The organism is Pseudomonas sp. p1(2021b) (assembly GCF_020151015.1).
GTDB lineage: Bacteria > Pseudomonadota > Gammaproteobacteria > Pseudomonadales > Pseudomonadaceae > Aquipseudomonas > Aquipseudomonas putida_K.
In genome coordinates this window covers 2,852,813-2,877,432 of the sequence record NZ_CP083746.1, presented here as the reverse complement: position 1 = coordinate 2,877,432, position 24,620 = coordinate 2,852,813, and the positions used below count along the sequence as shown (strand labels likewise).

Here is a 24,620-nt window from a genome sequence, read left to right as displayed (position 1 = left end):
ATGACGACCTCACAACACACCCTTGGGCGCCCGCCCGGGCAGGGTTCTCTCTTGCTGTGACGGTACGGGGGCATCGCGAGGCAGAGGCCTTGCGTTGCCTGGGTACGTCATGCCAGTGCCTCGCTACGACGTGTTGGGGTTGCAACCGGCAAACGGATTGAAATGGCCCTATTCAGACCGTTATAAGGACGCTTCCATCCCTTTTGGAACCCTACCCATGACCGTTGAATTTCGTCCGGCGCGTCGCTCGGATGCCCGTGATATCGCCCGGCTGTTCCAGATCACTTCCGAAGGGGTGGCCGATTACATCTGGAGCCAGCTGGCCGAGCCAGGGCAGGCGTTGCTGGATGTCGGTGCCATCCGTTATGCCCGGGACGATGTGGATTTTTCGTACCAGAACTGCCTGATCGCCGAAGCACAAGGGCGGGTGATCGGCATGATGCACAGCTATGCGATGTATCACGACCCGGAAGCCGAGCCTGTGACCGACCCAGTGCTGGCACCCTACGCCGACATGGAAGTACCGGACACGCTTTACATTTCCAGCTTGGCGCTGCATGACGGCTGGCGTAACCAGGGCCTGGGCGCGCGCTTTCTCGAACTCGCCCAGGCACGCGCCGACCAACTGGGGCTCAAAGGCCTGAGCCTGATCGACTATGCCGAGAACACCGGGGCACGGCGCTTCTACGAACGCAAGGGCTTCGGCATCGTCAAGACCTGCCGGATCGCGCCACATCCGATGGTACGGGTGACGGGGGACGCCTACCTGATGTATCGGCCCAGCGCCGGTGCCGTGCAGGCCTGACTCGACGCCGGCCAGCGGGCTCGCAATGGGCCCGCTGGCCGGGCCGGTACAGTATCACCAGTTGTGCGTATAGCTGGCTGTCAGCACGGTCCCGGGTGCCGGCAGGTGGCTGGTGTTGTTGTTATTGCGCAGCAATTGGCTGTAGAGCGGGTAGTAGTCCCGATTGAACAGGTTCTGGATGCCGATGCTCACCTGGTCATCGGGGGTTAGCCGATACTGGCTCACCAGGTCCACTGTCGTGTAGGTGCTGACCTGGTGGCGGCCGAAGCTGTCGACACCATCGAGGCGATAGTCCTTGGAATCGAAGAACGTGGCCTGGAGCCGGTTGTTCCATTCGAAGGTCGGTTTGTACTGGATGTAGGCAGTCAGCTTCAACGGCGGCACGCGATAACCGGTCATGTCCTGCCAGCCCTTGCCGTCCGGCTTCTCGCGCCCTTGCATCCAGGTCGCGCTACCGCCTGCACCCCACACTTCGTCATCGGCGAGCCAGTCTGCACTGGCTTCGACGCCGTACACACGCTCTTTGGTCCGGGTGAGAATCAGGCCGTTGTTGAAGCTTTGTACATCGCCCAGCTTGGAGGTGGTGTAGAACAGCGCCAGGGTACCCAGGGTGTTGCTGCCCAGCTCGCCGCGCCAGCCAAGCTCGTAGTTGTTGGTCTTGACCGGCTCCAGGTTCGAGGCGCCGAGATCGAAACCACGGCGCGCATTGCGCAGCTGGATACCGATGTCAGGCAACTGGAAGCCCTGGCTGAAGGAGGCATAGATTTCCTGGCCGGCGACCGGCGAATAGACGATGCCGATGTTCGACAGCAGCGCATCGTAGTCGATGTCGCCGCCCTTGACCGTGGCCGGCGCAGCCGCCTTGGACTCGGACAACGGGATGAAGTCATCGAACTTGGCCGTGGAATACTCGTAGCGCAGGCCGCCGTCGATCGACCAATGCTCGTTGAAACGGTGCTGCAGCTGGGCGAATGCGCCAGCGCTTCGGGTTTTGAGCGGCGGCATGTAGGTAAGCTTGCCGGTCTTGTCGAACACCAGGCCGCCACTGGCGTCGTAGGCGTCCGGGTCGAACACGTCCAGCGGCATGTCGCTGCGTTCCTGGTTGTAGTCGCCGCCCCATACCAGTTCCGTGTTGCCGCTCTCGCCAAGCGGGGTGCGCAGGGTCAGGCGGCTGCCGAACACTTCGCTGTTTTGCATCACCTGGTCGACATTGCCGCCACGGGTTGCGACGGCGCGGGCGTCGAAGGGGGTGAAACGGGTGAAGTAGTCCCGGTAGTACAGCTGGGCGGAGAGTCGGCTGCCGAGAATGTCCAGGTTCTCGTACTCAAGGTTCACCAAGGTGTTGCGAATGCGGTTCTGCTCGTCCAGGTCCAGGCCTTTGATCGCATTGGCCGGGACCGAACCTGGCGGGAGCTTGGCAACGCTCGGGTCGGTGGCGTAGTCGGTGTCCTGGCGTGCGTCGTAGTGACTGACCGCGAGCTGGACCCGTTGGTCCTCGTCGATGTGCAGCCCGAGCTTGCCCCCTATGTTGTAGATGTTCGAGTCGAACAGGTCGCCCTGGCTGGGTTCGGGCGCGATGCGGTCGCCGTTGGCATCGTACGAGGCACCGACGTGGCGGGTACCGAAATCGAACGCGTAGTCCACGGCTCCCTGGGAGCCTGCAACGTACTGCTGGAACTGGCCGCCCAGCCCGTCGCTGCCCAGGCGGGTCAGGGGCGAGGTGGCGCTCAGGCTGGTTTCGGCCCGGAACTCGCCGCCAGCGGGGCGGGTGGTGATGGAAATAATGCCGCCGGTGGCGCCGCTGCCATAGATGGCGCTGCTGCCGCGAATGACTTCGACCCGCTCGATCAGGGCAGGGTCGATATTGGCCAGGTTGCGCGAGGAGTCGCGGTTGGTATTGAGGGGCACGCCATCGACCATGATCAGCATGCTGCGCCCGCGCAGGGTCTGGCCGTATTCGGTGATCGTGCGGCTGGAGTCGGACATGCCCGGGACCACCTTGGCCAGTACCGTGGCCAGGCTGTCGGAGCCCTGGCGCAGCTCCTGCAGTTGGGCATGGTCGATGACAGTGGATTGGCGGGTGGCCGAAACCAGGTCGCTGCTGGTGCGCGAGGCAGTGATTTCCATCTGCGCCATTTCCAGGGGTTGGCTCGGCGCGGCCGTGGCGGCTTCCTGGGCTGCGCTGGACGGAACGATGATGAAGGTGTGTTCGTCCTTGGCCTGCGCTTGCAGGCCGCTGTCCTCGAGCAGCTTGTGCAGGGCTTCCTCCGGCGTGAACCGGCCTTTGATTGCAGGGGCCTGACGGCCTGCGCCCAGGTCGCCGGCAAAGATGATCTGCACCGAGGACTGGTGGGCGAGGGTATTGATGGCCTGCCCGAGCGGGGCGGCCGGCAGGTCTACGTCCAGCTTTTCCCGACCTTGGGCCGACATCGCGATGAACAGGCTGCTGGCCAGCAATGACAGGCGTAGGGAGCGATTCCTGAAGGAAGAATGCACGTCTGGAATTCCTTTGTAGGTTGGCTTTTTCCCTATAGCCGCCGCGCAAATCCAGAAACCCTACCTGCTTCTGAGAATTATTTTCTTGTCGTTTTGCGTTGAACCTGTACGGTGCCGTCCGCTTGGCGCAGCACGGCAACCGGGAGGATGCTCGGCAGCAGGTCGAGCAGTCGATCGACCTTGTGTGTGTCGAAGACGCCCGTCACCTTGAGCGCGGCCAGGCTGGGGTCGCCCATTTCGATGGGTGCCTTGCGATACCGGCGCAGCACCGCGATCGCCTCGTCCAGCGGCGTCTGCTCGAACACGATGCGGTCATCCTTCCAGGCCATGGCGGTGGCGGCGTCGGCCTTGGCGACCGGCGTCAATTGCCCGCCGATCGAGTCGACCTGTTGCCCCGGCATCAGGATGGCCGGGGGTTGCGCCGCGTTCGCCGGCGCGACTTCGACGCGCCCACGGGCCAAGGTCACGCGTATGTCGTCGTTACCCAGGCGCCGCACATTGAACAAGGTGCCGAGCACCTCGACCCGCGCGGTGCCGGCTGACACCACGAACGGGCGGTACACAGCCGCAGCGACATCGAACAGCACCTGCCCGACACGCAAGTCGACCTGGCGACTGAACAGACGCCAACGCACCTCGACCTGGCTGGCGCTGTCGAGCAGCAGCGTACTGCCATCTTCCAGGGCCACTGAACGTCGCTCGCCGATGGCGGTATCGAAACGCTCGGTCTTGTATGCCGGGTTCAACCATGCCAGTGCCCCGCAGGCGAGCGTGATCGAGAGCGCGAGGCCGACGACCTTGGGCGATCTGCGCGGCCTTGGCTCGCAAGCCGGTAGCGGAAACAGGGTTTTCAGCGTTTCCCGATGACGCCCCAGGGCCTCGTCCACCGGCGCTGGCCCGGTTTTCTTCGAAGGGCCGGTCATGGGTGAACCTCGCCACGGCCAAGCCGTTCCCGGCAGGTGGCCAACCCCAGGCGCAGGTGCTTTTCGACTGTCTTGATGGAGATGCCAAGGCGTGTGGCCACTTCTGCCTGGGGAATCTCGTGGATTTTGTGCATGACGAATACGGCCTGGCAACGCGGGGGAAGGGCGGCGATGGCGTCGACGAGCAATTGGAATTCGTGCTCGGCTTCATGACGGCCCACGGGTGTCGCTGCCGTACAGGCGACCTCGGGAAGCTCGGGCACTGCATCCACCCACACGGCCCGCCGACGCTCGCTTCGATAGCGACTGATCGCCGTATCGTGGGAAATTTTTCGCAGCAGGGCAAGGGGCGTGCGTACGACTTCTTTCTCGTCGCGCTCGAGCAACTGCACGCACATGTCATGCACCACATCGTGCGCTGTGTTCCGGTCGCCGAAGCGACGGCGAACGTGGTCCACGAGCTCGTCGTAGTGGCGTACCAGGGCGGACAACAACGTTGGTTTGGTGGGGTCGAGCGACACGATGCACCCAGGAAAGGAGCTTGGCTTCGGGGGAGGTCGCTGAGTGTAAATGAGAAATAATCGCGAATAAACACCCTCTATCTGCGGATGCATGTCTGGCGAGATCGCCGGAAGGAGGGTGCGAGGGGCGTCAATTCAATGACTTATTTTCTAGTTGTATATTATTTGTTCGTTTTTGTGGCGGAAAATTGACCTTGCAGGTATAGTCATCCGGCTTCTGCCGACAGGATCGTTTGTTTGACTGACAGGGATTTATCAGTATGCCGAACTCCACCCCTCGCATTGCGGTGTCCACTGGACTGATATCACGCCATGGTGGCACGACATCGCACCGCCTCGCCGCCATCGCAGCTATCGCAACCCCCTCCTTGTATGCCTCGCGCAGCGCAAGACGCTGCTGCCACCCACGTTCGCCTGGTGTCTTGACCTGGGTGGGCGCTGCGTTGCGCCCATCGACGGGCCGGCGCCGGCCGGCATGGGCAAGCTGAAGACCAAGCCCTGAAACAAAGGCAGCGTTCACGCCGACACGCCCGAGCGTGATCGACGGCGGCGCTTGCCTGCGATTCACGACTTGATATCCGACCCGGCCGGCCTTGCCGCAGAGGTCTTCATCTTTACGTTGACCCAAACATTTCTTATGCGAAGCCTTGATGATGTTCCAACTGTGCCAGCTTTCTGGCGGGCACGTTCCCGGGTCCTTTCAGGCGGTGCGTGCGCAACCTGGGTCGCCGGGTTGCTGTTGTGCACTCCCTGGGCCCAGGCACAGGACGGCTATGACGCCCTGGTGATCAAAGCACGGGCCGGCGATCATGCGCCGGCCCTGGATTACCTGGCGCGCCAGCCGGTGACGCCGCGCTATCTCAATGACCATGTCGCCATCGCCAGCTGGGCCGGGCGCGATCAGGAAGTGGTGCAGGTCTACGAGGCCAACCGGGGCAAGGGCATGTTGAGCGTCGATTCGCAGGCCCTTGTGGCCCGCGCCTACCGTAACCTGAAACGCTGGAACGAGGCCTTGGCGGTGTACCGCCAAGGATTGGCCCAGGCGCCACGACACAGTGCCTTGCGGGTGGGGGAGGTGATGACCCTGGCCGATGCCGGGCAGCACGACCAGGCCCTGCGCCGCGCGCAGGCGCTGGTGCGCGCGCTGCCCGGGGAGGCCGACGCGCACATTGCCCTGGCTTACGCCCATACCCGTGCGGGCCAGCCCTATGCCGCGCTGTCCGAGCTGGACAAGGCGAACAGCCTGGCTCCGGGCAAGGGTTACGTTCGCAGTGAGTACATGCGCGGCCTGGAGGGGGCCAACCTGCCCGAGGCAGCGCTGCGCGAGGGCATGGCGCAGCCTGGGTTGGTCGACGACGCCCAAACTCGACGCCTGCAAGCCGATGCCTTGGCGCGCCAGGTGCGCTTTGCCCAGCTCCCGGTACGTCGCGAGGCCGATCGGTTCGTGATCGCCGATCGCGCCATCGCGCGCTCGGACGCATTGCTGGAAGCATGGAAGGCGTTGCCGGGCGCCGAGCAGGAGCGCAACCGCGTGCGCATCGACCGCCTGGGGGCGTTGTACGCACGCATGCGGATGCAACAGGTGGCGCAGGAATACCAGCAACTGCGCCAGGCGCAGGTCGAGCTGCCGGCCTACGCCGAACGCTGGGTCGCTGGCGCCTACCTGTACCTGCGTCAGCCCGCCGCTGCGGCCGCGCTGTACCGCAAGGTGCTGGCCGGCGAGTCGCCGAAGGACCTGGAATGGACGGAAGACAACCAAGGGTTGTTCTATGCCTTGGTGGAAAGCGAGCAGCTCGCGCCTATCCAGCCGATGACCGAACAGTTGGTCGCGCAGCAGCCGGTGCTGACCTACCCGCAGGGCGCCGCCGTCGGCGTGCCCAACCCGGACCGCCTGGACGCGAAGGTGATGCAGGCCAATGCGTATCTATACCGTGACCAGTTGGAGCAGGCGCAGCAGGCCTTCGAGGCGTTGACCCATGCGGCGCCGGCGAATGGCGGGCTCAATACCGGTCTGGCCAGTGTCTATTTGGCGCGTGGTTGGCCGCGCCGGGCCGAGGATGTGCTCAAGAGCGCCGAATCCCTCGGCCCGCGAGAGGCCGCGTTGGAGGTGCAGCAGGGGCTTACCGCGTTGGCGCTTCAGGAGTGGCGACAGGCCGACCTGCTGGCCGATGACGTCATCCAGCGTTTCCCCGAACAACTGCCGGCGCAGCGCCTGGACAAGCTGCGCAAAGTGCACCATATGTTCGAGCTGCAGGTGAATGCCTATGCCGGGCGCAGCAACGGTGGCGGCGACGCGGTCGGCAACCGCGACTTCGGCATCGACAGCGTGCTCTACAGCCCGCCGATGGACGACAATTGGCGGGTCTTCGCTGGTGCCGGCTACGCCACCGGTGATTTTCTCGAGGGCACCGGCCATTACCGCTACCAGCGCGCGGGGCTGGAGTGGCGCGACCGTGGCAACACGGTCGAAGGCGAGCTCTCGCACAACGCCTATGGCGATGGCGACAAGCCTGGCGCGCGCCTTTCCGGCAGCCACGAGATCGACGATCACTGGCAGTACGGCTGGAGTGCCGAATACCTATCGCGCGAAACCCCCTTGCGCGCACTCAACAGTGGCATCCGCTCCAACGCCGGCAGCGCCTGGCTGGCCTGGCGCCAGGATGAAACCCGCGAGGCGAGGCTCGCCTTCACCCCACAGCGCTTCAGCGACGGCAACCAGCGCATCGGCCTGGTACTGACCGGCCGTCAGCAGGTCTACAACCAGCCGTACCTGAAGGCCGATATCGGCTTGGAAGTGGGCGCCAGCCACAACAGCAAGTCGGACGACGTTCCGTACTACAACCCCAAGCGCGACCTCAGCGTGCTGCCGACCCTGGATATCGACCACATCCTCTACCGGCACTACCAGACCGTCTGGAGCCAGCAGGCGCAGTTCGGCGTCGGCACCTATAGCCAGCAGGGCCACGGCACCGAGCCGATCGCCCTGGTCGGCTATGGGCAGCGCCTGAAGTTCGACGACCGCTTCGATGGCGGCGTGAACCTCACGGCCATGAGCCGCCCCTACGACGGCGATCGCGAAATGGACTACCGCCTGATGCTCGACATCAACTACCGCTTCTGAGGATCTTGGACATGAATGTCTTGTTTCGCATGCTCTGCCTGGTCGCGCTGTTGACCGGCTGCGCCGCCGAAGCGCCGCCCTTCGTTGCACCCAAGGAGCGCCCGGTGGCCATCAGCGAGTCGCCTTGGCCGTCCGGTCGTCTGTTGACCCTGGCCTACCACGATGTGGATGACATCGACGGCAACCAGGCCTACATCACCACCCGTACCGCTCACCTGATCGACCAGTTGGCCTGGCTGCGCGAGCAAGGTTTCCAGGCCGTCTCCGTCGATCAGATCATCGCCGCCCGTGAAGGCCGCGCGCCGCTACCGGACAAGCCGCTGTTGCTCAGCTTCGATGACGGCTACAGCAGTTTCCATAGCCGCGTGCTGCCGATACTCAAGGCCTATGGATGGCCGGCGATCATGGCGCCGGTGGGTGTCTGGCTCAAGACTGCGCCGAACCAGGCGGTGGACTTTGGCGGCTTGCCCACCCCGCGCGAGCGTTTCCTGACGGTGGAGCAGGTGCGTGAGCTGGCGCAGTCGAACCTGGTGGAGATCGGCGCACACACCTACGCGTCGCACCTTGGCCTGCTAGCCAACCCCCAGGGCAATACGCTGCCGGCGGTGGCCAACCGCCTGTACCTGGCCAAGGAGCAGCGCTACGAGACCGACGCCGAGCTACGCCAGCGCCTGGACACGGACGTCGCGGCCATCAGCGCCACGCTCAAGGCCATTACCGGCAAGGCCCCGCGCGTCTGGGTCTGGCCTTACGGCGCCGCCGGCGGCACTACCCTGCAGATCGTGGGCGAGCATGGCTATGGGTTGGCGCTGACGCTCGACGATGGCCTTGGCAGCGTGGACGACCTGATGAGCGTGCCGCGCTACCTGGTCAACGGCGACCCGGAGATGCGCACCTTCGCCGCCGACATCAACAGCGTGCAGGAGCAAGGCCCGCTGCGCGTTGCCCATGTCGACCTGGACTATGTCTACGACCCTGACCCGGCGCGCACCGACGCCAATGTCGGCACACTGGTGCAGCGGATCGCCGACCTGGGCGTCAACACCGTGTTCCTGCAGGCCTTCGCCGACCCGAAGGGCGACGGTAACATCCACGCCCTGTACTTCCCCAACCGGCACCTGCCGATGCGTGCGGACCTGTTCAACCGTGTCGCCTGGCAACTGCGCACCCGGGCAGGTGCCAGCGTCTATGCATGGATGCCGGTCCTGGCCTTCGAACTGGACGACACCTTGCCGCGGGTGCAGGCCTGGGACCCGCAGACCGGCAGCGTGGCGGTAGCCCCGGATCAATACCGGCGTTTGTCGCCGTTCGATCCGCAGGTGCGCCAGCAGATCGGCGAGATCTACGAAGACCTGGCCAAGCACGCCAGCTTCCAGGGCATCCTGTTCCATGACGACGCGGTGCTGTCGGACTTCGAGGATGCCAGCCCCGGCGCCCTGGCGGCCTACCGCCAGGCCGGCCTGCCGGGCGACCTACATGCATTGCGCGGCGACGAGCGGACCCTGCAGCGCTGGACACGCTACAAGAGCCGCTACCTGATCGACCTGACCCGCGAGCTGACGGCCAAGGTTCGGGCGATCCGTGGGCCACAGGTGCTGACGGCGCGCAATATCTTCGCCCAGCCGATTCTCGACCCGCAGGCCGAAACCTGGTTCGCGCAGAACCTCGACGACTTCCTCGCCACCTACGACTGGACGGCGCCGATGGCCATGCCACTGATGGAAGGGGAGGCGCTGGAAGCATCGAACGCCTGGCTTGACCGGTTGGTGCAGCAGGTGGCCAAGCGCCCGGGCGCTCTGGAGCGCAGTGTATTCGAACTGCAGGCGCGTGACTGGCGCCCGGGCCATGAGGCGCCGATCGAGGCGCGGCAACTGGCCGAGTGGGCGAAGCGCCTGCGCTGGAACGGCGTGCGCCACTACGGCTATTACCCGGATGACTTCTTCAACGACCAGCCCGGCCTTGAAACCACACGTGCTGCCTTCTCCTCTTCCTGGTATCCGAAACTATGACCGATCGAATCGTAGCCCTGCTGATCCTGGTGGTGATACTGGGCGCTCCCGTTGGAATGGCGCTGGTCGTCACAGGTGAACTGTTGCTTAACTTCGTGTTTTTCTACCCGCTGTTCATGTCGGCGTTGTGGATGGCCGGTGGCACCTATTTCTGGCTGCATTGGGAGCGCCATTGGCCGTGGCGCCAGGGCGTGCCTGGGCTCAGTGGCAACCCGCTGGTGAGCATTCTCATCCCTTGCTACAACGAAGGCCCGAACGCGCGGGAGACCATCGGCGCGGCTCTGGCGCAGCGCTATGAACATATAGAGGTGATCGCCATCAACGATGGCTCCAGGGACGATACCCGCGAGGTGCTCGACGCCCTGGCCGTGCAGCACCCGCGCCTGCGGGTGCTGCACTTGGCGCAGAACCAGGGCAAGGCGGTGGCCCTGCGCATGGGCGCCTTGGCGGCGCACAGCGAATACCTGGTGTGTATCGACGGCGATGCGCTGCTCGACCCTGACGCCGTCTCCTACCTGGTGGCGCCGCTGATCGACAACCCGCGCGTCGGGGCCGTTACTGGCAACCCCCGCATCCGCACACGCTCGACGTTGGTCGGGCGCGTCCAGGTCGGCGAGTTTTCCTCGATCATCGGGCTGATCAAGCGCACCCAGCGCGTCTACGGCCGGGTCTTCACCGTTTCCGGCGTGGTCGCGGCGTTCCGCCGTAGCGCGCTCGATCGGGTCGGCTTCTGGAGCCCGGACATGATCACCGAGGACATCGACATCAGCTGGAAGCTGCAGCTCGATCATTGGTCGATCTTCTACGAGCCGCGTGCGCTGTGCTGGATCCTCATGCCCGAGACGCTACGTGGACTGTGGAAGCAGCGTTTGCGCTGGGCCCAGGGCGGTGCCGAGGTGCTGCTCAAGAACATCCGGACGATCTGGCGCTGGCGCCTGCGCTACATGTGGCCGCTGCTGATCGAGTTCTGCCTGTCGGCGACCTGGGCCTTCACCTTCGCCCTGACGCTCCTGCTGTGGGGCGTCGGCTACCTGGTCGAGCTGCCGCCAGAATTGCGCGTGGCCGGCATCGTACCGCCAGCCTTCACCGGCATGCTGCTGGCGGTGGTCTGCTTGCTGCAGTTCGCCTTGAGCCTGCTGATCGAGCGACGTTACGAAAAACGCCTGGGCAGGAACCTGTTCTGGGTCATCTGGTACCCCTTCGCCTTCTGGCTGGTAACCCTCATGACCACCTTGGTCAGCTTCCCCAAGGTCATGCTCAAGGTGCGCCAGCAGCGCGCACGCTGGACCAGCCCGGACCGTGGAATCAAAAGGAACCCTACTGCATGACGCTGATCAAGACTTCGCAGCATTGGTTGCATCGGATGATCGACCTGGTGCTCACCCTGGCGGCGTGGGCAGCATTCACCTTTCTGCTGGTGCGTGGCCTGAAGGCCATGGCTGAAGCCTCGCGCAGTGGCGCGCAGCAGGACCTGACGGAACAAATGGTACATACCTTCGGCACCCTGATGGTCTATACGCTGTGCGCCGTATTGATCGGGTTGGCGCTGTTCGCCTGGGCCAAGTACAACGAAATGCGCGCCCGGCGTTTCGACCGACGCACACGCGTGTCGGACATCTGCGAGCGGACTCTGATGAGAAGCTTTGGCGTCACCTCTGAAACCTACCGGCGCCTGAGGGTGCAGCAGGTGGTCGTCCTGCACAACGATGAGATCGGCGATCTGGTATGGGTAGAAGACCCTGTTTTCGAGGTGAGCGAGAAGCCGAGCATGGCCTGAGTCCGGCGTGACCGGCGGTTTGCCCTGCAAGGCGCCGGAACGGCCTTGTCCGCAGGTGTCGCGATTCAGTGCTCACCCTGTAGCAGGGGCAGGCGAATGACGAACGTCGTGCCCTGGTCGACCTGGCTCTGGCAGCCGATCTCGCCGCCATGGCGGTCGACCACGGTCTTCACCATCGCCAGGCCCAAGCCGAGGCCGGTGCTGCCCTCGGCTGACGTCAAGCGCTGGTAGGGGGCGAACAGGCGCGGCAGCTCCTGCGCCGCGATACCTTTGCCCTGGTCGGTGATCCGGCAGGCCAGCCAGTCGCCTTGCACATGGATAGCCAGGGTGATGCGTGTGCCTGCCGAGCTGTATTTGACGGCGTTTTCCAGCAGGTTGAAGAGTGCCCGGGTGAGCAGGCCGGGATCGGCCCAGACCATCGGCTCCTGTGTATCGTCCCAGTCGCGCTGCAGGTCGATGTGTTTGTGCTGCGCCAGCGGCCAGAGCTGGTCGGCGGCATCCATCGCCAGCATGGTGAACATGCACGGTTCGAAGTGGTAGGCGTCGGACTCGGCCTTGGACAGTTGCACGAAGGCGTCGGTCAAGCTCAAGGCACGCTGGACCTGCTGCGCGATCTGCTGGTAGACCTGCCGCTCGTTCTGGTCCCTGGCGGGATGGACATCGAGCAGGGCGAGGATCGCCGAGTGGGGTGCGCGCAGGTCGTGGGAGAGAAAACGCAGCAGGGCGGCGCGCTGGCGTTCGGCGTCACGTTCGGTGCTCAGGTCGATCAGGCTGACCAACCAACCGATGGCAGTTTCGCTGTGCACCGGCAGCAGGCGTGCCAGGTGGACCTGCAGGTCGCGCTCGCGGTGGTCATGGAATTCGACCGCTTCCAGGGTTTCCAGGGCTGGGCGCGCGCCGCCCGCGAGGCTCGGGTGGCCGAGCTCGGCCAGGCGTTCGCACAAATCGTCGCCGCGCAGTGCCTGCCCGAACAGCTCGCGCGCCTTGCGGTTGGCCAGCAGGATTTGGCCCTCTGGGTCGCAGATCAGCGTCGCCACCGGCAGGCCTTCCAGGCCGTCGGCCATGAACCGGCGGGCGTCGCGGGTGCGGCTGATCGCCTGTTCCAAGGCGGCGATGCGGTTTTGCAGCGGGTCGTTGCCCGGCATCGGCGGGGCGGCCCGCTCGGGAAGTACCTTGGGCTCCTGGTCCAGGCGCGCCAGCTCCCAGCCGAAATAGGCGAGCACTGCGTTCAGCCGGCGCCAGCTCCAGACCAGGTATGCCAGCAGCAGGCCGACCCAGGTGGCCAGCGGCGACCACCACCACCCATTGAGCAGCAAGGCCCAAGAGCCCCCCAGGGCGAGCGCCGCGCAGGCCAAGGCCAGGGCCAGCGCATGGCGCGAGCGGAACAGCATCAGGCCCAGGAGCAGGGCGACGCCAGCGGCGCTGAGCAGGGCACCCAGCCAGGGTGGCAGGTCGATGCTGGTACGCTGTTGCAGGAGGCCGTTGAGGATGTTCGCCTGGATCTCTACGCCTGGCGTGGTGCCCAGGCTGGCCGAGAGTGGGGTGACATAGCGGTCGCCGAGACCCGGCGCGGTGGCACCGATCAGCACCAGGCGGTCGCGCAGCAGTTCGTTGGGCACCTCGCCGCGCAGCACACTGATGTACGACACGCTAGGGAAGCCCGCGTCGGCGTCGATGAAGGGAATGCGGATAGCGTGGTCGCGCTGCCAGCCGGGCAGGTTGCGCATGGCGTCCAGCCCCGGCATGCCGGCTTCGTGGTTGCCGGCGAAGGCCTGCCAGGCGAGCAGGGGGCGCGGCGCCCCAAGCGGCCCTTCGCGCAGGTAGACGCTGCGCAGGGTGCCATCGCTGTCGGCTTCGACATTGATATGACCGATACCCGCCGCGCACTGCGTCAGTGCCTGGGTGGGCGGTATTTCCCGCGGCGGCTCGCCATGGCGCGGGATGCTTTCGCGCAGCAGCGGCAGCAGCACGTTGCCTGCCCGGCACAGCGATTGCGCCAGTTGGCGGTCCTCGTCCGGGTTGCTGGAAGGTTCGCTGAAGATCACATCGAACAGCACGCTGCGCGCGCCGGCGGTGGTCAGGCGATCCAGCAGTTCGGCGTGCACGCTGCGTGGCCAGGGCCAGCGGCCGAGGCTCTGCAGGCTGCGGTCGTCGATGGTGACGATGAGGATGCGGGGGTCGACCGCCAACGGTGTGAGGCTGCGCAGGCGATCATAGAGCAGGTTGTTCAGCGACAGGTGGGTGGCGAGCGAGAGCAGTGCGGTGAGCGGTACCAGCAGCAGACTGACCAGCAACCATTCGCGCACCAGGCTGTGGAACAGGCGCTGCGCCTGGCTGGGCTCGTCCTGGCGGGCGAACGGTTTCATCGGCGCAGCTCCGGTCCTTTATTGCGCATTGCTGCGCCGCGGGTAGTAGAGAATATCGTAGACGCTGGTCTGGCCTTCCAGGCCCTCGCTGTCGAAGGCCGAAAGGCGCACATGGTAGAACGCTGCCTCGAGGTCGCTGAAGCTGACCTGCGGCGTGCTCGAGAAGCGCTCCTGCTGGATATGCAGGAAGTCCGGGTCGCTGGCCACCTGGGCGCGGTAGCGCTTGGCGCCCTGGACCGGTGCCAGGTACAGCGTCCACTGGCGCGACTGGCCGTGTTCGCCGCCTTGTCCGCGCAACTGTGGGGCGGGCAGCAAGTCGACCGGGGTCAGCTTGCCTTGTGCCTTGATCTTCAAGCCGCGGCGGGCGTCGAGCAGCACGTCGTCGTCGGGCTCGGCGCGGGCCTGTGGCGGCTTGCGGAGCGGGCGCTTGCCGGCGACCGGCAGGTCGTCGTTGGTCAAGTCGCGGTTGACCGCGACACGCCCGTCGAGCACTTCGGCCAAGGCCTGTCGATCTTCGATGCGTGCGCGGAAATGGGTACCGCGCACGCCCAGCACGCCGACCGGCGTCAGCACTTGGAAGCGGTCGTGGTCGCTGATTCTTTTCAGGACATAGGATTCGACCTGACCCGTGCGCAGGGCGACTTGCGCGATTCCTTTCTGTTCATCGAGGTGCAGGGTGACGTGCGAGCTCGATGGCAGGACGATGCGGCTGCCATCGCCGAGCAGCAGGCTGACGAAGGCGGTAGGGGAGGTTTTCACGCCTTCCTGCTCGTCGATGGCTATGCCTTCTTCGAGCGGTGTCTGGTTACCTTTGGCGTCGACCTTCCAGGCATCGCCTGCTAGGTACAGCACGCTCGCGGGCAGCGGCTGGGGCAGGCACGCCTGGCTCAGTTCGATGTACGGCGGCCGTTCGGTCTTGGCCGGGGTGGCCGCTGCAGGGCCGGTGAGCAGCGCCAGCAGGCCGCCGAACGCCAGGGCGAGGCAGGCAGGGCGCAGCGGCTGGGAAACGAGGTTCGAAGCAAAGAGGAGGGCTGTCATGGGCTTCACTGGGCAGCGGGTCAGGTATCGCTGGCGATCCGGTCAGGTTGCAATCTGCCTGATCGAGCGCCGGTTTCGCAATCCTTGCAGCATCATCGGGCGCACGAAGCGCCCTCAGCCTTCTCTGGCAGTTGCGCCTGGCGCAGTGCCAGGCGCATCGGCTCAATCGTGCTTGTCGCCGACCAGGCGATAGGCCAGGGCACCGAGCACGGCCCCCAGGATCGGCGCGACCCAGAACAGCCACAGCTGGGCGATGGCCCAGTCACCGACGTAGAGCGCCACCGCAGTGCTGCGTGCCGGGTTCACCGAGGTGTTGGTGACCGGGATGCTGATCAGGTGGATCAGGGTCAGGGTCAGGCCGATGGCGATCGGTGCAAAACCCTGGGGCGCACGCTTGGAGGTGGCGCCAAGGATGATCAGCAGGAACAGTGCGGTCAGCACTACCTCGCTGATCAGCGCCGCCTGCAGCGCATAACCACCTGGGGAGTGCTCGCCGTAGCCGTTGGAGGCGAAGCCGGCAGCCAGGTCGAAGCCGGCCTTGCCGCTGGCGATCAAGTACAGCACGCCGCCGGCAGCGAGGCCGCCGAGCACCTGGGCGACGATATAGGGCAGCAACTGGCCGGCGGGGAAGCGTCCGCCGACCCACAGGCCGATGGACACAGCCGGGTTCAGGTGCGCGCCGGAGATCGAGCCGATGGCATAGGCCATGGTCAGCACGCTGAGGCCGAAGGCCAGGGCGACGCCGAGGTAGCCGATACCCAGCTCCGGTACGCCGGCGGCGAGCACGGCACTGCCGCAGCCGCCCAGTACCAGCCAGAAAGTGCCGAAGAACTCGGCTCCGTATGCTTTCATGATGAGGTCCTTGTCAGATCCAGAGGTGAAACGCGCAATGAGTCATCCAGTGGTTGGGACGGCTCGGGAGGGGAAGAGGAGATGACACGTCCTTGTGTCGGAGCCGGCCCAGGGAGGAAGCGGCTCGGTTGCCTGGGGCGATCATCCTTTATCGGCCCTGACCTGGGTTCGAGTTGCCTCGTCCCGCTGGCGAAGTGGGTTTACACATCCGTGTGTCGGGGCCGTCCATTTGCCCCTCGTCCTGCTCAACGGTTGGCAATCTACCAAGCGGGCTTCAGCTGCTGCGGGATTTGCCATATTTCTTCAGATTCTTTCGCTGATATTTCAGATTCGGCCGATTCAAAATACCCAGCGCGGGTCATCCTGCACGCTGACAGCGCCGCTGACTTCCCATAGGTCGCCACGCACATGGGGGCGCGAGTCGAGACCAAGCGGGGCGGCGAAGGCGGGGCTGACAGCGCCTTGGCCGACCACCGACGCCAAGGCGGGCGCCTGCGTATGGCTGCTCGAGCCGATGCCCAGGAGCAAGGCCATGCAGGAAACCGCGGCGAGGGCTCGCAGGTTGATGTCACGCATACGTTGACGAATTGGCCGAGAACCCATGGCTGTTGCTCCTTGAATGGTCAGGCCAGTGCTGTATCTGGCCCGATGGCGATTTGAGATCAGGCTATCAAGGGCTGGTTGCGACCAGCCTGATCCGCCACAATTCTTCAGATTCGTGATCCACCGTTCATGGAGCGAAAACAGGGCGCTGGCCCATTGGAACAGGACGAGTTTTTCATGCGTATCGCGATACTGGACGATGAGCCGGCCGAACTGGATCGGGTCGAGCACACCCTGCAGCAGATACCCGCGCACGGCGAACAAGCCTGGGTCGTGCATCGCTTCATGCGGGGCGAGGAGCTGCTCAGGCAACTGAAGCGGGAAACCTTCGACCTCTTGGTGCTCGACTGGCAGTTGCCGGATGTGAGCGGCCTGCAAGTACTGCGCTGGAGCCGCGAGCACCTCGACGCACCGCCGCCGGTGATCATGCTGACCAGCCGTGACACCGAGCAGGACATCGTGCAGGCGCTGAATTGCGGGGCCGACGACTATGTCAGCAAGCCGTTCCGGCCCAACGAACTGAAAGCACGGGTGGGCGCCGTGCTGCGCCGCCATGCGCCGACGCGCCCGGCGCAACATGAAGTGCAGACCTTCAACGACCTGCGCTTCGATGATGCCGAGCTGACCGTGACCCGCGCCGGCGCACCGATCAACCTGACCGAACGGGAGTACCGCCTGGCCCGCTGTCTGTTCGCCAACCTGGGCCGACCCTTGTCGCGTGAGTACCTCTATGAGCGTTTCTGGCCCCACGAAGAAGTGCTCTCCTCACGCCCGCTGGATACGCATATCTATCGCCTGCGCAACAAGCTCGGATTGAGTGCCGAGCGCGGTTGGCAACTGCTGACCATATACGGATACGGCTATCGGCTGGAGCGCGTGGCGGCGGGCGAGTGAACTTCACGCACGGCGCGTCAGGAAGATCGTCGAGGGCTCCTGCCCATCGTCTGGTGGCCGACCACCGGCATTGGCCTTCTGTGCCCGCTGCAATGTGGTGGCGATGGCGATTTCCGCGCGAGATTCGATGCCCCGTGCCACGGCGCCTACCGAGCGTTCACCGAAGCCCAGCAGCGAGCAGCCGTTGTTGATGAACACGAAGAACGCAATCACCCAGAATGACCCGGCGCTCATGATGCCAGCCCCTGAGTACTGGCGACCAAGGCGGTAAGGATGAGCAGGGTGTAGCCAAGGATCGCCAGGTAGGCGCCTTGCTTGAGTGAGTGGAGAAGGGGCGTGCCCATGGTGGTGGCTCCGGGTTTCGCTTGTGGAGCCAAGGGTGATGCAAAGGCGGGGCGATAAAAAACAATCTGGAGCGATTCAGGTTATCGACTCGCTTGATTATTGAGCAGGGTTATCGGGGCGATAGAAATTGCCTGCGCTTGGTGGTCATCGAAGGGCTGGTAAAAGAAGCGTTGCTGACCTCGATGAAGAACAAATGGCTGGCCGATTGATCCTCAGAGAGCACTTGGTTTTTTCTCGAACGCAGCCTCCAGTGCCTGTTCGATCCCGGCGAGCGTGCATACGGTGCCAGCCCCCACGACCGCCGTACGCCTGGCGCAGTCGACCACAAGCTCCAGCGCAGCAGGACGATGGTCGCCCGGAAACTTGCGAAGCACGAAGTGCGCGACTGCATCGCCGTGCCAAGTGACGCGGTCCATGGACCAACGAGGGTCGGCGAATGTGAAGATGACAGCCTGGGTGTGCACGTCGAGGAGCGTTGGCACATACACCCATTGGGTATTGCGCGCTTCCCAGGCTTCGACCCTGACCGCGAACATGCCGCCTGGGGCGGTGATCGTTTCTATTTCTTCCATGCCGTTTTCCCCCTCACTAAGGCGTGCAGCTTATAGCTTGGACTCGCACCAATCGCGACGCGCGGCTGCAATCAGCGTGTTCCAGTCATCAGGAGGGTTGCCGCGGCCCAGCATCTTCTCGAATACGGCGTAGGGGGCGGATTTGCTGCCTGCGGACCGTAGGGTATTTTCGTCGTTGACCCATGCATAGACGATGACCTTGGATCTTGAATCGTAGCGAAAGAACAGCCGAAAGCGCCTACCGATTTTTGCCCGCCGCCAATGTCGGTAGGCGGTGCCCAGCGTATTGCCTTGGCGGAACTCATCACGGCCCGGGTCGGCGGGCACAGCCTCCATGATCAGATGGCTCAATGCCCGAAACAGCTTGACGTTGGCGTTGTTTTCAAAACCTTGCGGGTCATTCTGCTCGGCCCGGGCGGTGGCTTCTTGCAATTTGTGTAGCTGTAAAGTCACACCTTCATGGAACAACAGTGTCCAGCCATGTCGCAGCATCAGATCGCGACCTCACCATCGATATCTTCGTCCAGGTTTACGGATTGCTTTGCGTTGGCGAGCATGGTTTGCGCCAAGTCTTCCGGCAGAGTGGTGAGGTTGCGGCCGCCTCGGATATCAGCCTCCAGCAATCCCAGGAACGCACCGATGGCAGGGTCTTCGTGGGTGATTTCTACGCGGCTGACGCGGCGATCTGCTGTTGCAGCGTGGTACCTACCGCGCGCCGGTCGTCGATCGACCAGAGATCGGCGCTGGTATTGAGCAGGCTCTTGCGGGCGGTCTCCAGGTTTGCCGGTGCGCCTTCTTCGACGGATAGCGGCTCCCATAGCAGGCGGTAGCGTACGCCTGTGGCAGTGGGGCGCTTGTGCAATTCATGGTTTATCGCCTTGACGCGGTCGTCGGCAGCCCGCATCGAACAGGCGCTGGCTGACATTGCCGATGACGAGGCCACTTGGACCGGCGTACAGAAACAGATCGCCGAAGACCTGAGCGAACTGCAGCGCGGGCTAGGTTCAGCGTCGGGTCGATGCTCCAATGCTCAGCCAACTGCAGATCCGGCAATGCGGCTGCCAGCAGGCCGCTGGCGCTGAAATGGCGAAGGCGTTCGACGGCCGTAGCGCGCTCGTCGCTACGCTCGCTCAGTGTCTGCTCGGTGCGCTTGTCGTGCGCTGCGGTCACGGCCAGCCGTTTTTCCGCTTCGCCCAACGCCGTGCGGCATGTTTCGGCGTCCTGCTCGGCCTGGGCATGTCCGGCGAGCGCGGCGGCCAGTTTGGCCAGCAATTCTTCCACCTGCTGGTCGATGGACTGGCGTAGTGTCTCCAAGCGGCCCCGGGCCTGTTCAGCCTGCTCGTCGGCGACCATGAGGGTTTACTCGGCCTGCTCCAGCACTCTGCGCGCTTCGCCTTCGCGCTGTTGCTGCTGACACTGATCGGGCCATGCGCGCTGCCACTCGCGTGCCGATTGCCATGCGTCGTTGGCTTCCTGGCCGCGTGTTTCGCCTAGCACCAACAGCTACCGGGTCCGATCGACATCACGAGCGACCTGCAGCGCGGCAGCAATCGCATCGTGCAATGGGCGCTCGGAGGGTACGCTTTTCCGTTCCCGTTCAGCTAGGCTACGCTCGGCGGCCAGGGTTTCGCATTGTCGTTCAAGCTTGGCTTGCGCTATGTCGAGTTCGGCGAGGAGGGTGGCGAGTGCTTCCAGCCGTCGTTGTCGTGCCAGTTCCCATGCACTGCATTTCGGGCTGTAGTCGAGGGCTTTGGCGGTAGCTGGGCCGTTGGACGCCAGGTCGCGCTGGGCCAACATCCAATCATGCAGTTTTTTGCTGATCGGTACCGCCATTTACTGACATATTCGCCACCGATCTTCATCCAGCAAGCTGCCTTGCGCTTGGCTGATCTGCTCGCTGCGCTTGGCAAGCTTGTGGCGCTTGAGCAGGGCGGTTTCGAACTTGAACGGTTCGATGAGAATTTCATCGTTCTGGATCTTCCTGCCTATCGCCTCGACTTGGGACTGCAATTGCAATGCCTGTGCCGCCATGGCACGAAGCTGTTCCGGGGGACGTTGGCATTGATGCCGTGGCTGATGGCAACACTCGACACGGTTGCCCCAGGTTGCAGGCACTCCTGAATGACCTGGGCTTTAAACGGTTTCGGATAAGAGCTTCGTTGGCGCATGGAGATCCTGGCAATAAGGGTGATCGCGTCCGCTTGAAAATACGCGGACACCATCGCCCTTAAAGCTGGAGTTCGGAAGGTGAGTTCGCCGGACGCTTACAAACTAAGCACCCCCGAAGCGGCATGCGCGTCGTTCATGCCTTGTCTGATGTCGGTCATAGTGTCAGGCCAGTGTATAGGCGGTTTTGACGCCGGTGTAGAACTCGCGGGCGTAACTGCCCTGCTCGCGAGGACCATAACTGGAAGCTTTACGACCGCCAAACGGCGCGTGGTAGTCGACGCCGGCCGTCGCCACATTGACCATTACCATCCCCGCCGCAGAGCGCTGCTTGAAGTCCGAGGCATGCTTGAGGGAGGTGGTGCATATCCCCGAGGAAAGGCCGAATGCAGTATCGTTGGCTACGGCAACTGCCTCTTCGTAATTATTGACGCGAATGACACTTGCTACTGGCCCGAAGACTTCCTCACGGTTGATGCGCATGGCACTGGTAGTTTCGGTGAAAAGTGCCGGGGATAGATAAAAGCCTTCCGTTTCACGGGTGAGCAACTCGCCACCCCATACGAGCTCTCCGCCCTCGCGTTTAGCGATTTCGATGTAATCGCAGTCTCGCTTGAGTTGTGCCTTCGAAACCACGGGGCCCATGTCGCAGCCTGCCGCCAGTGCATTGTCGACCCTGAGTGATGCAAGCCGTCGGGTGACCGCCGCGACGAAGCGATCATGTATTCCTTCCTGAACGATCAATCGACTCGATGCGGTACAGCGTTGACCCGTGGAGAAGTACGATCCTGAGACAGCCACTTCGACTGCCTGTTGAAGATCCGCATCGTCGAGCACGATCAAAGGGTTCTTACCACCCATTTCCAGCTGTACCTTGGCGCCGCGTTCCATGCAAGCCAGGCCTACCTGGCGACCGGTCTCGGTCGACCCGGTAAAGGTGACGGCACGTACCTTTGGCGAGCGCACAAACACGTCCCCAATCGTTGTGCCTGAACCCATGACCAGATTGAAGACCCCAGCTGGCAGCGCGCCTGCGCGGACAATGATTTCCGCAAGCGCCCAGGCGCTTGCGGGTACTAGATCAGCCGGTTTGAATACCACGGTGTTTCCATAGGCCAATGCCGGTGCGATTTTCCAGGCCGGAATCGCGATCGGGAAGTTCCAAGGGGTAATTATACCTACCACGCCTTCTGGTTCGCGGCGCACGTCAACCTCTACTCCTGCGCGAATGCAAGCCAGCCGCTCCCCCCCCAGACGTAATGCTTCGCCCGCGAAAAATTTGAACACGCGCCCGGCGCGGACGACCTCGACCGTCGCCTCTGGAAGCGTCTTCCCTTCTTCACGCGCAAGAAGCCTGGCCAGGTCATCCTTGCGGGCCAGAATTTCCGAGCCGATCCGGTCCAAGGCATCCGAGCGCTGTTCAGCGGTGAGCCTACCCCAGGCGGGTAGTGCATCGTACGCTGCGTCCACTGCCATCTGAGCTTGGAAGGCATCAGCACGCGCGTATTCACCGATGATGTCTGTGATGTTTGATGGGTTGATGTTCAAATTGACATCTACGCCACTGATCCATTCACCTGCAATATGATTGTTTTGCATTGCACTGCTCCGTGAAGTAGCCGCTTTACGCCCACAGGGCAACAGGGCACCAAGATCAAGTTTCCAAGCGGGTGCGGCTGTCAGCATATGGGGCGTATTGCTACGCGGCCGGGATTGTTTCAGGGGTTGCGGCCCGAAAATTGTTGTGCTAGGAACCTTGAGGGGTGGACCCGATCTCTAAATGTCGCTCTTCACTTGGAGTAGGGACGCTTCTACGTACCACCACGGCATATATCGCCGCCGCTAGCACTGCGATACCTGCGCTGATCAGAAACGCCATGACAAACGAGTGAGTCTTATCTACCACCACTCCTGTGATGTACGGTGCAAACGATCCTCCGAAGTAGCCGCCAAAATTCTGAATGCTTGCAAGGGAGGCAGACTGGTGACGAGGGGCAATTACCGTGACCAGTGCCCAGCTGGCGCCGCAAGCCATCTGCACAAAAAACATGGCCAGGGAAAGGTAGGTCATTGCCATTACCAGGCTTTCCGTAAAGGCAGCGGGCACTGTAAATACGGCACCTCCTAAGAGCCCTACGCAAACAGGCCATTTGCGGCTGTTGATAGGCGAACTGCCCCGTGCGTGGAGGCTATCAGCGATAAAACCGCTGAGTACCATCCCAATCGTGCCGATCAGATAAGGGATGGAGACGAGCCAGCCAGTGTCGGCAAGTGAAAGGTGACGTTCCCGTTCCAGATACGCCGGGAGCCACGTCAGGTAAAGCCAGAGCATGTAAATGATGCCGGCATTCCCGATGACCATCCCCCAGGTCGTACCAGAACTGAATAAACGCCGCCACTCTGCCATGGTCAGCTTTTGCTCATTCGAGATACCTGGCCGTTTGTCGTCGAGATACTCCAGCTCCTCTGGGGTGAGATCTACACTGTTCCTGTCCCGATAGATGATGTACCAGCCGATGGACACAGCGATACCAAATGCACCCATGATCATGAACATTTCTCGCCAGCCGAAGGTGAGAAGTAGGGCGGTGAGTATCGGCGGAGCCAAAGCTGGGCCAATCGTGCTTGACGCGATGAATATGCCTGTAGGTCGGCCTCTTTCGTGGGTACCAAACCACTCGCTCACGACCTTCATGCCTGCTGGAAAGTTAGGTGCTTCCCCAATACCGAGCGCAATCCGCGCAATCACGAACTGCGTAAGGTTAGAAACCAGTCCTCCACAAAACTGGGCTGTGGACCAAATGAACATTCCGAGCCCAAGCATCAGCCTGGCACCTAGCTTGTCTAAAAGTATTCCTACAGGTAACTGTGAGAAGGCGTAAGCGAACGAGAACGCGGACAAGAGCAGTCCCATTTCTGACGCCGATAATCCCAGCTCCTGCGATACGGAATGGTTTGCGATAGAGAGCGTGCTTCTATCGAGATAATTTACGACGCCGGCTATCAGCAAGAGAGATATCGCCGCTATTTGTATTCGCGATAATCTTTTTGTTTTAATAGTCATGTCAGTTCCTTTGTTCTTGGTTTGGACATGAAAAAGTGCCGCACTCGGCATTTCACGAGGCGTCTTATAATCAGCCATCCTTGGCACAAGTTCGGACGTAAAGAGGGAACCTCAATCTGAAATGCGACGATCATTGCGTGCGTTGTATTTGGGCGCTGCCTCAATAAATTGAAGCATGGTCAGCCTAGTCTTGCATGGCGGATTAGCTCAAGATATTGTCTGAGCCAAGCTTCAATGGTGCGAAGTTTCTGGCTCGAACGTAATCGGGCCGTGGGTTTTCGACATCGTGGGGCTTGTTTGCCGATGCGTTATAAACGACGTATGCTTGCCACCGATCCTCGCCAGAGAGGTTGTGACCCGATGCGTGCACGATGTTCGCATCGAAGAACACCACCGTTCCCGGCTGGCCGATGATAGGAACTGCTGGCTGATGGGACGCCAGGATGTCCAGCATGGTCGGCTTCGGTACGACATAGAAACGGTAGCCAGTAGCCTCATCCAATGCTGGCTCCAGAGGTCCCAACTTGTGGCTGCCAGGGATGAAATACAGGCATCCGCCCATTTCGGTTGGCTCGTCGAGCATAATCAGGGCGGTCGTCATCTGTGGCTCTGAAACGCCGTCAATGTGCCAGGTGCCAAAATCCTGATGCCACTGCCACACCGAGCCGTCGATAGCCGTCTTGAGATTGCATTTGGTGTGATAGATATAAAGTTGGGAGCTATCGGTCAACTGCTGTGCGGGTTCCAGCAGCCGCCCACACTCCACCGCAGCATTGAAAACGTTGGAGTATGTAGGGCTTTCGGGGTCATGAACTTTATAAATGGTTTTAGCGATACCACCGTTCTTTTCGCGAACAAGGTGGTCTGTGTCTATTCCCTGGATTCTGCGGAGTTCAGACTTCATCGTTTGAACTTCTTTCTCGCTAAATAGCGATGGAAGCATCACGAAGCCGTTGATTCTGTATTCGTCCAGTTGAGCGTTGGTTAATTTCATGACCTATTTTTCCTGTTGTTGGTATGATGCCTAACCGTAAGCTCATGAAAACTGAAAGTAAAATATTAAAAAAG

Annotated in this window: 24 protein-coding genes and 2 pseudogenes; 7 read left to right on the top strand and 19 right to left on the bottom strand. The window is 62.7% G+C overall.

Translation table 11 applies throughout. From position 1 onward, the window contains the following. Positions 1-217 precede the first annotated feature (217 nt). Positions 218-805, top strand: a complete 588-nt coding sequence (locus K8374_RS13455; protein ID WP_224455968.1) for a GNAT family N-acetyltransferase — start codon at positions 218-220, stop codon at positions 803-805. 54 nt (positions 806-859) lie between these two features. On the opposite strand, the gene K8374_RS13450 is transcribed toward K8374_RS13455, so the two are convergent. The 4 genes from K8374_RS13450 to K8374_RS13435 all read right to left on the bottom strand — a co-directional run bounded on the left by K8374_RS13450 (position 860) and on the right by K8374_RS13435 (position 5,373). After that, positions 860-3,301: a TonB-dependent siderophore receptor gene (locus K8374_RS13450; RefSeq protein ID WP_224455967.1), complete on the bottom strand. Its 2,442-nt coding sequence runs from the start codon at positions 3,299-3,301 to the stop codon at positions 860-862. Between the two features lie 77 nt (positions 3,302-3,378). Continuing rightward, complete coding sequence (locus K8374_RS13445; protein ID WP_224455966.1) at positions 3,379-4,224, bottom strand: FecR family protein; 846 nt, start codon at positions 4,222-4,224, stop codon at positions 3,379-3,381. Further along, entirely contained in the window at positions 4,221-4,745 is a 525-nt protein-coding gene (locus K8374_RS13440; protein WP_224455965.1) for an RNA polymerase sigma factor, read from the bottom strand. Before K8374_RS13440 ends, K8374_RS13445 begins: the two co-directional genes overlap by 4 nt. Positions 4,746-4,875: 130 nt before the next feature. Then, positions 4,876-5,373, bottom strand: a complete 498-nt coding sequence (locus K8374_RS13435; RefSeq protein ID WP_224455964.1) for a hypothetical protein — start codon at positions 5,371-5,373, stop codon at positions 4,876-4,878. 111 nt (positions 5,374-5,484) lie between these two features. Between K8374_RS13435 and pgaA the strand changes: the two genes are divergently transcribed. Genes pgaA through pgaD form a run of 4 tightly spaced genes read left to right on the top strand, consistent with a single transcriptional unit; the run spans position 5,485 to position 11,652 of the window. Further along, positions 5,485-7,866: a poly-beta-1,6 N-acetyl-D-glucosamine export porin PgaA gene (gene pgaA / locus K8374_RS13430; protein ID WP_224455963.1), complete on the top strand. Its 2,382-nt coding sequence runs from the start codon at positions 5,485-5,487 to the stop codon at positions 7,864-7,866. 11 nt (positions 7,867-7,877) lie between these two features. Beyond that, complete coding sequence (gene pgaB / locus K8374_RS13425) at positions 7,878-9,875, top strand: poly-beta-1,6-N-acetyl-D-glucosamine N-deacetylase PgaB (RefSeq protein ID WP_224455962.1); 1,998 nt, start codon at positions 7,878-7,880, stop codon at positions 9,873-9,875. Then, positions 9,872-11,203: a poly-beta-1,6-N-acetyl-D-glucosamine synthase gene (gene pgaC / locus K8374_RS13420; protein ID WP_224455961.1), complete on the top strand. Its 1,332-nt coding sequence runs from the start codon at positions 9,872-9,874 to the stop codon at positions 11,201-11,203. The genes pgaB and pgaC overlap by 4 nt, the downstream gene beginning before the upstream one ends. Then, a complete protein-coding gene (gene pgaD / locus K8374_RS13415) occupies positions 11,200-11,652 on the top strand; it encodes a poly-beta-1,6-N-acetyl-D-glucosamine biosynthesis protein PgaD (RefSeq protein WP_224455960.1) in 453 nt (150 codons plus the stop codon). The genes pgaC and pgaD overlap by 4 nt, the downstream gene beginning before the upstream one ends. A 65-nt stretch (positions 11,653-11,717) precedes the next feature. Here pgaD and K8374_RS13410 read toward each other — a convergent pair whose 3' ends face one another. From K8374_RS13410 to K8374_RS13395, 4 genes are all read right to left on the bottom strand, one after another. Then, positions 11,718-14,018, bottom strand: a complete 2,301-nt coding sequence (locus K8374_RS13410) for a CHASE2 domain-containing protein (protein ID WP_224455959.1) — start codon at positions 14,016-14,018, stop codon at positions 11,718-11,720. A gap of 18 nt (positions 14,019-14,036) precedes the next feature. Beyond that, positions 14,037-15,056 (bottom strand): FecR domain-containing protein, encoded by a 1,020-nt coding sequence (locus K8374_RS13405; RefSeq protein ID WP_224455958.1) that lies wholly within the window; start codon positions 15,054-15,056, stop codon positions 14,037-14,039. 162 nt (positions 15,057-15,218) lie between these two features. Then, positions 15,219-15,908 (bottom strand): aquaporin Z, encoded by a 690-nt coding sequence (aqpZ, locus tag K8374_RS13400; RefSeq protein ID WP_224455957.1) that lies wholly within the window; start codon positions 15,906-15,908, stop codon positions 15,219-15,221. A gap of 339 nt (positions 15,909-16,247) precedes the next feature. Continuing rightward, the gene (locus K8374_RS13395) at positions 16,248-16,511 is read right to left on the bottom strand and encodes a hypothetical protein (protein ID WP_224455956.1); all 264 of its coding nucleotides are present in this window, start codon (positions 16,509-16,511) and stop codon (positions 16,248-16,250) included. A 177-nt stretch (positions 16,512-16,688) separates the two neighbouring features. Between K8374_RS13395 and K8374_RS13390 the strand changes: the two genes are divergently transcribed. Beyond that, complete coding sequence (locus K8374_RS13390; protein ID WP_224455955.1) at positions 16,689-17,405, top strand: response regulator transcription factor; 717 nt, start codon at positions 16,689-16,691, stop codon at positions 17,403-17,405. A gap of 3 nt (positions 17,406-17,408) precedes the next feature. Here K8374_RS13390 and K8374_RS13385 read toward each other — a convergent pair whose 3' ends face one another. From K8374_RS13385 to K8374_RS13365, 5 genes and pseudogenes are all read right to left on the bottom strand, one after another. Then, a complete protein-coding gene (locus tag K8374_RS13385) occupies positions 17,409-17,639 on the bottom strand; it encodes a hypothetical protein (protein WP_224455954.1) in 231 nt (76 codons plus the stop codon). A gap of 323 nt (positions 17,640-17,962) precedes the next feature. Further along, a complete protein-coding gene (locus K8374_RS13380; protein ID WP_224455953.1) occupies positions 17,963-18,322 on the bottom strand; it encodes a hypothetical protein in 360 nt (119 codons plus the stop codon). A 30-nt stretch (positions 18,323-18,352) separates the two neighbouring features. Next, complete coding sequence (locus K8374_RS13375) at positions 18,353-18,814, bottom strand: type II toxin-antitoxin system YhaV family toxin (protein ID WP_224455952.1); 462 nt, start codon at positions 18,812-18,814, stop codon at positions 18,353-18,355. Next, positions 18,814-18,999 (bottom strand): annotated as a pseudogene (locus tag K8374_RS13370) (AbrB family transcriptional regulator); the annotation flags it as partial. The gene K8374_RS13375 and the pseudogene K8374_RS13370, both read right to left, overlap by 1 nt. Continuing rightward, on the bottom strand, positions 18,987-19,247 hold the full coding sequence (locus tag K8374_RS13365; protein ID WP_224459397.1) for a hypothetical protein: 261 nt from the start codon (positions 19,245-19,247) through the stop codon (positions 18,987-18,989). The pseudogene K8374_RS13370 and the gene K8374_RS13365, both read right to left, overlap by 13 nt. A 101-nt stretch (positions 19,248-19,348) precedes the next feature. On the opposite strand from K8374_RS13365, the gene K8374_RS13360 reads away from it, so the two are divergent. Beyond that, complete coding sequence (locus K8374_RS13360) at positions 19,349-19,627, top strand: hypothetical protein (protein WP_224455951.1); 279 nt, start codon at positions 19,349-19,351, stop codon at positions 19,625-19,627. A 198-nt stretch (positions 19,628-19,825) separates the two neighbouring features. On the opposite strand, the gene K8374_RS13355 is transcribed toward K8374_RS13360, so the two are convergent. The 6 genes and pseudogenes from K8374_RS13355 to K8374_RS13330 all read right to left on the bottom strand — a co-directional run bounded on the left by K8374_RS13355 (position 19,826) and on the right by K8374_RS13330 (position 24,546). Next, positions 19,826-20,155, bottom strand: coding sequence for a hypothetical protein (locus K8374_RS13355; protein WP_224455950.1), 330 nt, complete (start codon positions 20,153-20,155; stop codon positions 19,826-19,828). A gap of 24 nt (positions 20,156-20,179) precedes the next feature. Further along, positions 20,180-20,353 (bottom strand): annotated as a pseudogene (locus K8374_RS13350) (IS66 family transposase); the annotation flags it as partial. Further along, positions 20,308-20,490: a transposase gene (locus tag K8374_RS13345; RefSeq protein ID WP_224455949.1), complete on the bottom strand. Its 183-nt coding sequence runs from the start codon at positions 20,488-20,490 to the stop codon at positions 20,308-20,310. The gene K8374_RS13345 and the pseudogene K8374_RS13350, both read right to left, overlap by 46 nt. Before the next feature lie 163 nt (positions 20,491-20,653). After that, positions 20,654-22,087, bottom strand: coding sequence for an aldehyde dehydrogenase family protein (locus K8374_RS13340; protein ID WP_224455948.1), 1,434 nt, complete (start codon positions 22,085-22,087; stop codon positions 20,654-20,656). Positions 22,088-22,235: 148 nt separating this feature from the next. Then, the gene (locus tag K8374_RS13335; protein ID WP_224455947.1) at positions 22,236-23,552 is read right to left on the bottom strand and encodes an MFS transporter; all 1,317 of its coding nucleotides are present in this window, start codon (positions 23,550-23,552) and stop codon (positions 22,236-22,238) included. 202 nt (positions 23,553-23,754) lie between these two features. Further along, a complete protein-coding gene (locus K8374_RS13330; protein ID WP_224455946.1) occupies positions 23,755-24,546 on the bottom strand; it encodes a phytanoyl-CoA dioxygenase family protein in 792 nt (263 codons plus the stop codon). Between the last annotated feature and the right edge of the window lie 74 nt (positions 24,547-24,620).

Bases quoted from the DNA above. Each gene is read 5' to 3' on its own strand.
- K8374_RS13455 (WP_224455968.1), top strand. From the start codon at position 218: ATGACCGTTGAATTTCGTCCGGCGCGTCGCTCGGATGCCCGTGATATC.
- K8374_RS13445 (WP_224455966.1), bottom strand. From the start codon at position 4,224: ATGACCGGCCCTTCGAAGAAAACCGGGCCAGCGCCGGTGGACGAGGCC.
- pgaB (WP_224455962.1), top strand. From the start codon at position 7,878: ATGAATGTCTTGTTTCGCATGCTCTGCCTGGTCGCGCTGTTGACCGGC.
- pgaC (WP_224455961.1), top strand. From the start codon at position 9,872: ATGACCGATCGAATCGTAGCCCTGCTGATCCTGGTGGTGATACTGGGC.
- pgaD (WP_224455960.1), top strand. From the start codon at position 11,200: ATGACGCTGATCAAGACTTCGCAGCATTGGTTGCATCGGATGATCGAC.
- K8374_RS13410 (WP_224455959.1), bottom strand. From the start codon at position 14,018: ATGAAACCGTTCGCCCGCCAGGACGAGCCCAGCCAGGCGCAGCGCCTG.
- K8374_RS13405 (WP_224455958.1), bottom strand. From the start codon at position 15,056: ATGACAGCCCTCCTCTTTGCTTCGAACCTCGTTTCCCAGCCGCTGCGC.
- aqpZ (WP_224455957.1), bottom strand. From the start codon at position 15,908: ATGAAAGCATACGGAGCCGAGTTCTTCGGCACTTTCTGGCTGGTACTG.
- K8374_RS13395 (WP_224455956.1), bottom strand. From the start codon at position 16,511: ATGGGTTCTCGGCCAATTCGTCAACGTATGCGTGACATCAACCTGCGA.
- K8374_RS13390 (WP_224455955.1), top strand. From the start codon at position 16,689: ATGCGTATCGCGATACTGGACGATGAGCCGGCCGAACTGGATCGGGTC.
- K8374_RS13385 (WP_224455954.1), bottom strand. From the start codon at position 17,639: ATGAGCGCCGGGTCATTCTGGGTGATTGCGTTCTTCGTGTTCATCAAC.
- K8374_RS13380 (WP_224455953.1), bottom strand. From the start codon at position 18,322: ATGGAAGAAATAGAAACGATCACCGCCCCAGGCGGCATGTTCGCGGTC.
- K8374_RS13375 (WP_224455952.1), bottom strand. From the start codon at position 18,814: ATGCTGCGACATGGCTGGACACTGTTGTTCCATGAAGGTGTGACTTTA.
- K8374_RS13365 (WP_224459397.1), bottom strand. From the start codon at position 19,247: ATGTCAGCCAGCGCCTGTTCGATGCGGGCTGCCGACGACCGCGTCAAG.
- K8374_RS13360 (WP_224455951.1), top strand. From the start codon at position 19,349: ATGCTCAGCCAACTGCAGATCCGGCAATGCGGCTGCCAGCAGGCCGCT.
- K8374_RS13355 (WP_224455950.1), bottom strand. From the start codon at position 20,155: ATGGCGGTACCGATCAGCAAAAAACTGCATGATTGGATGTTGGCCCAG.
- K8374_RS13345 (WP_224455949.1), bottom strand. From the start codon at position 20,490: ATGCGCCAACGAAGCTCTTATCCGAAACCGTTTAAAGCCCAGGTCATT.
- K8374_RS13340 (WP_224455948.1), bottom strand. From the start codon at position 22,087: ATGCAAAACAATCATATTGCAGGTGAATGGATCAGTGGCGTAGATGTC.
- K8374_RS13335 (WP_224455947.1), bottom strand. From the start codon at position 23,552: ATGACTATTAAAACAAAAAGATTATCGCGAATACAAATAGCGGCGATA.
- K8374_RS13330 (WP_224455946.1), bottom strand. From the start codon at position 24,546: ATGAAATTAACCAACGCTCAACTGGACGAATACAGAATCAACGGCTTC.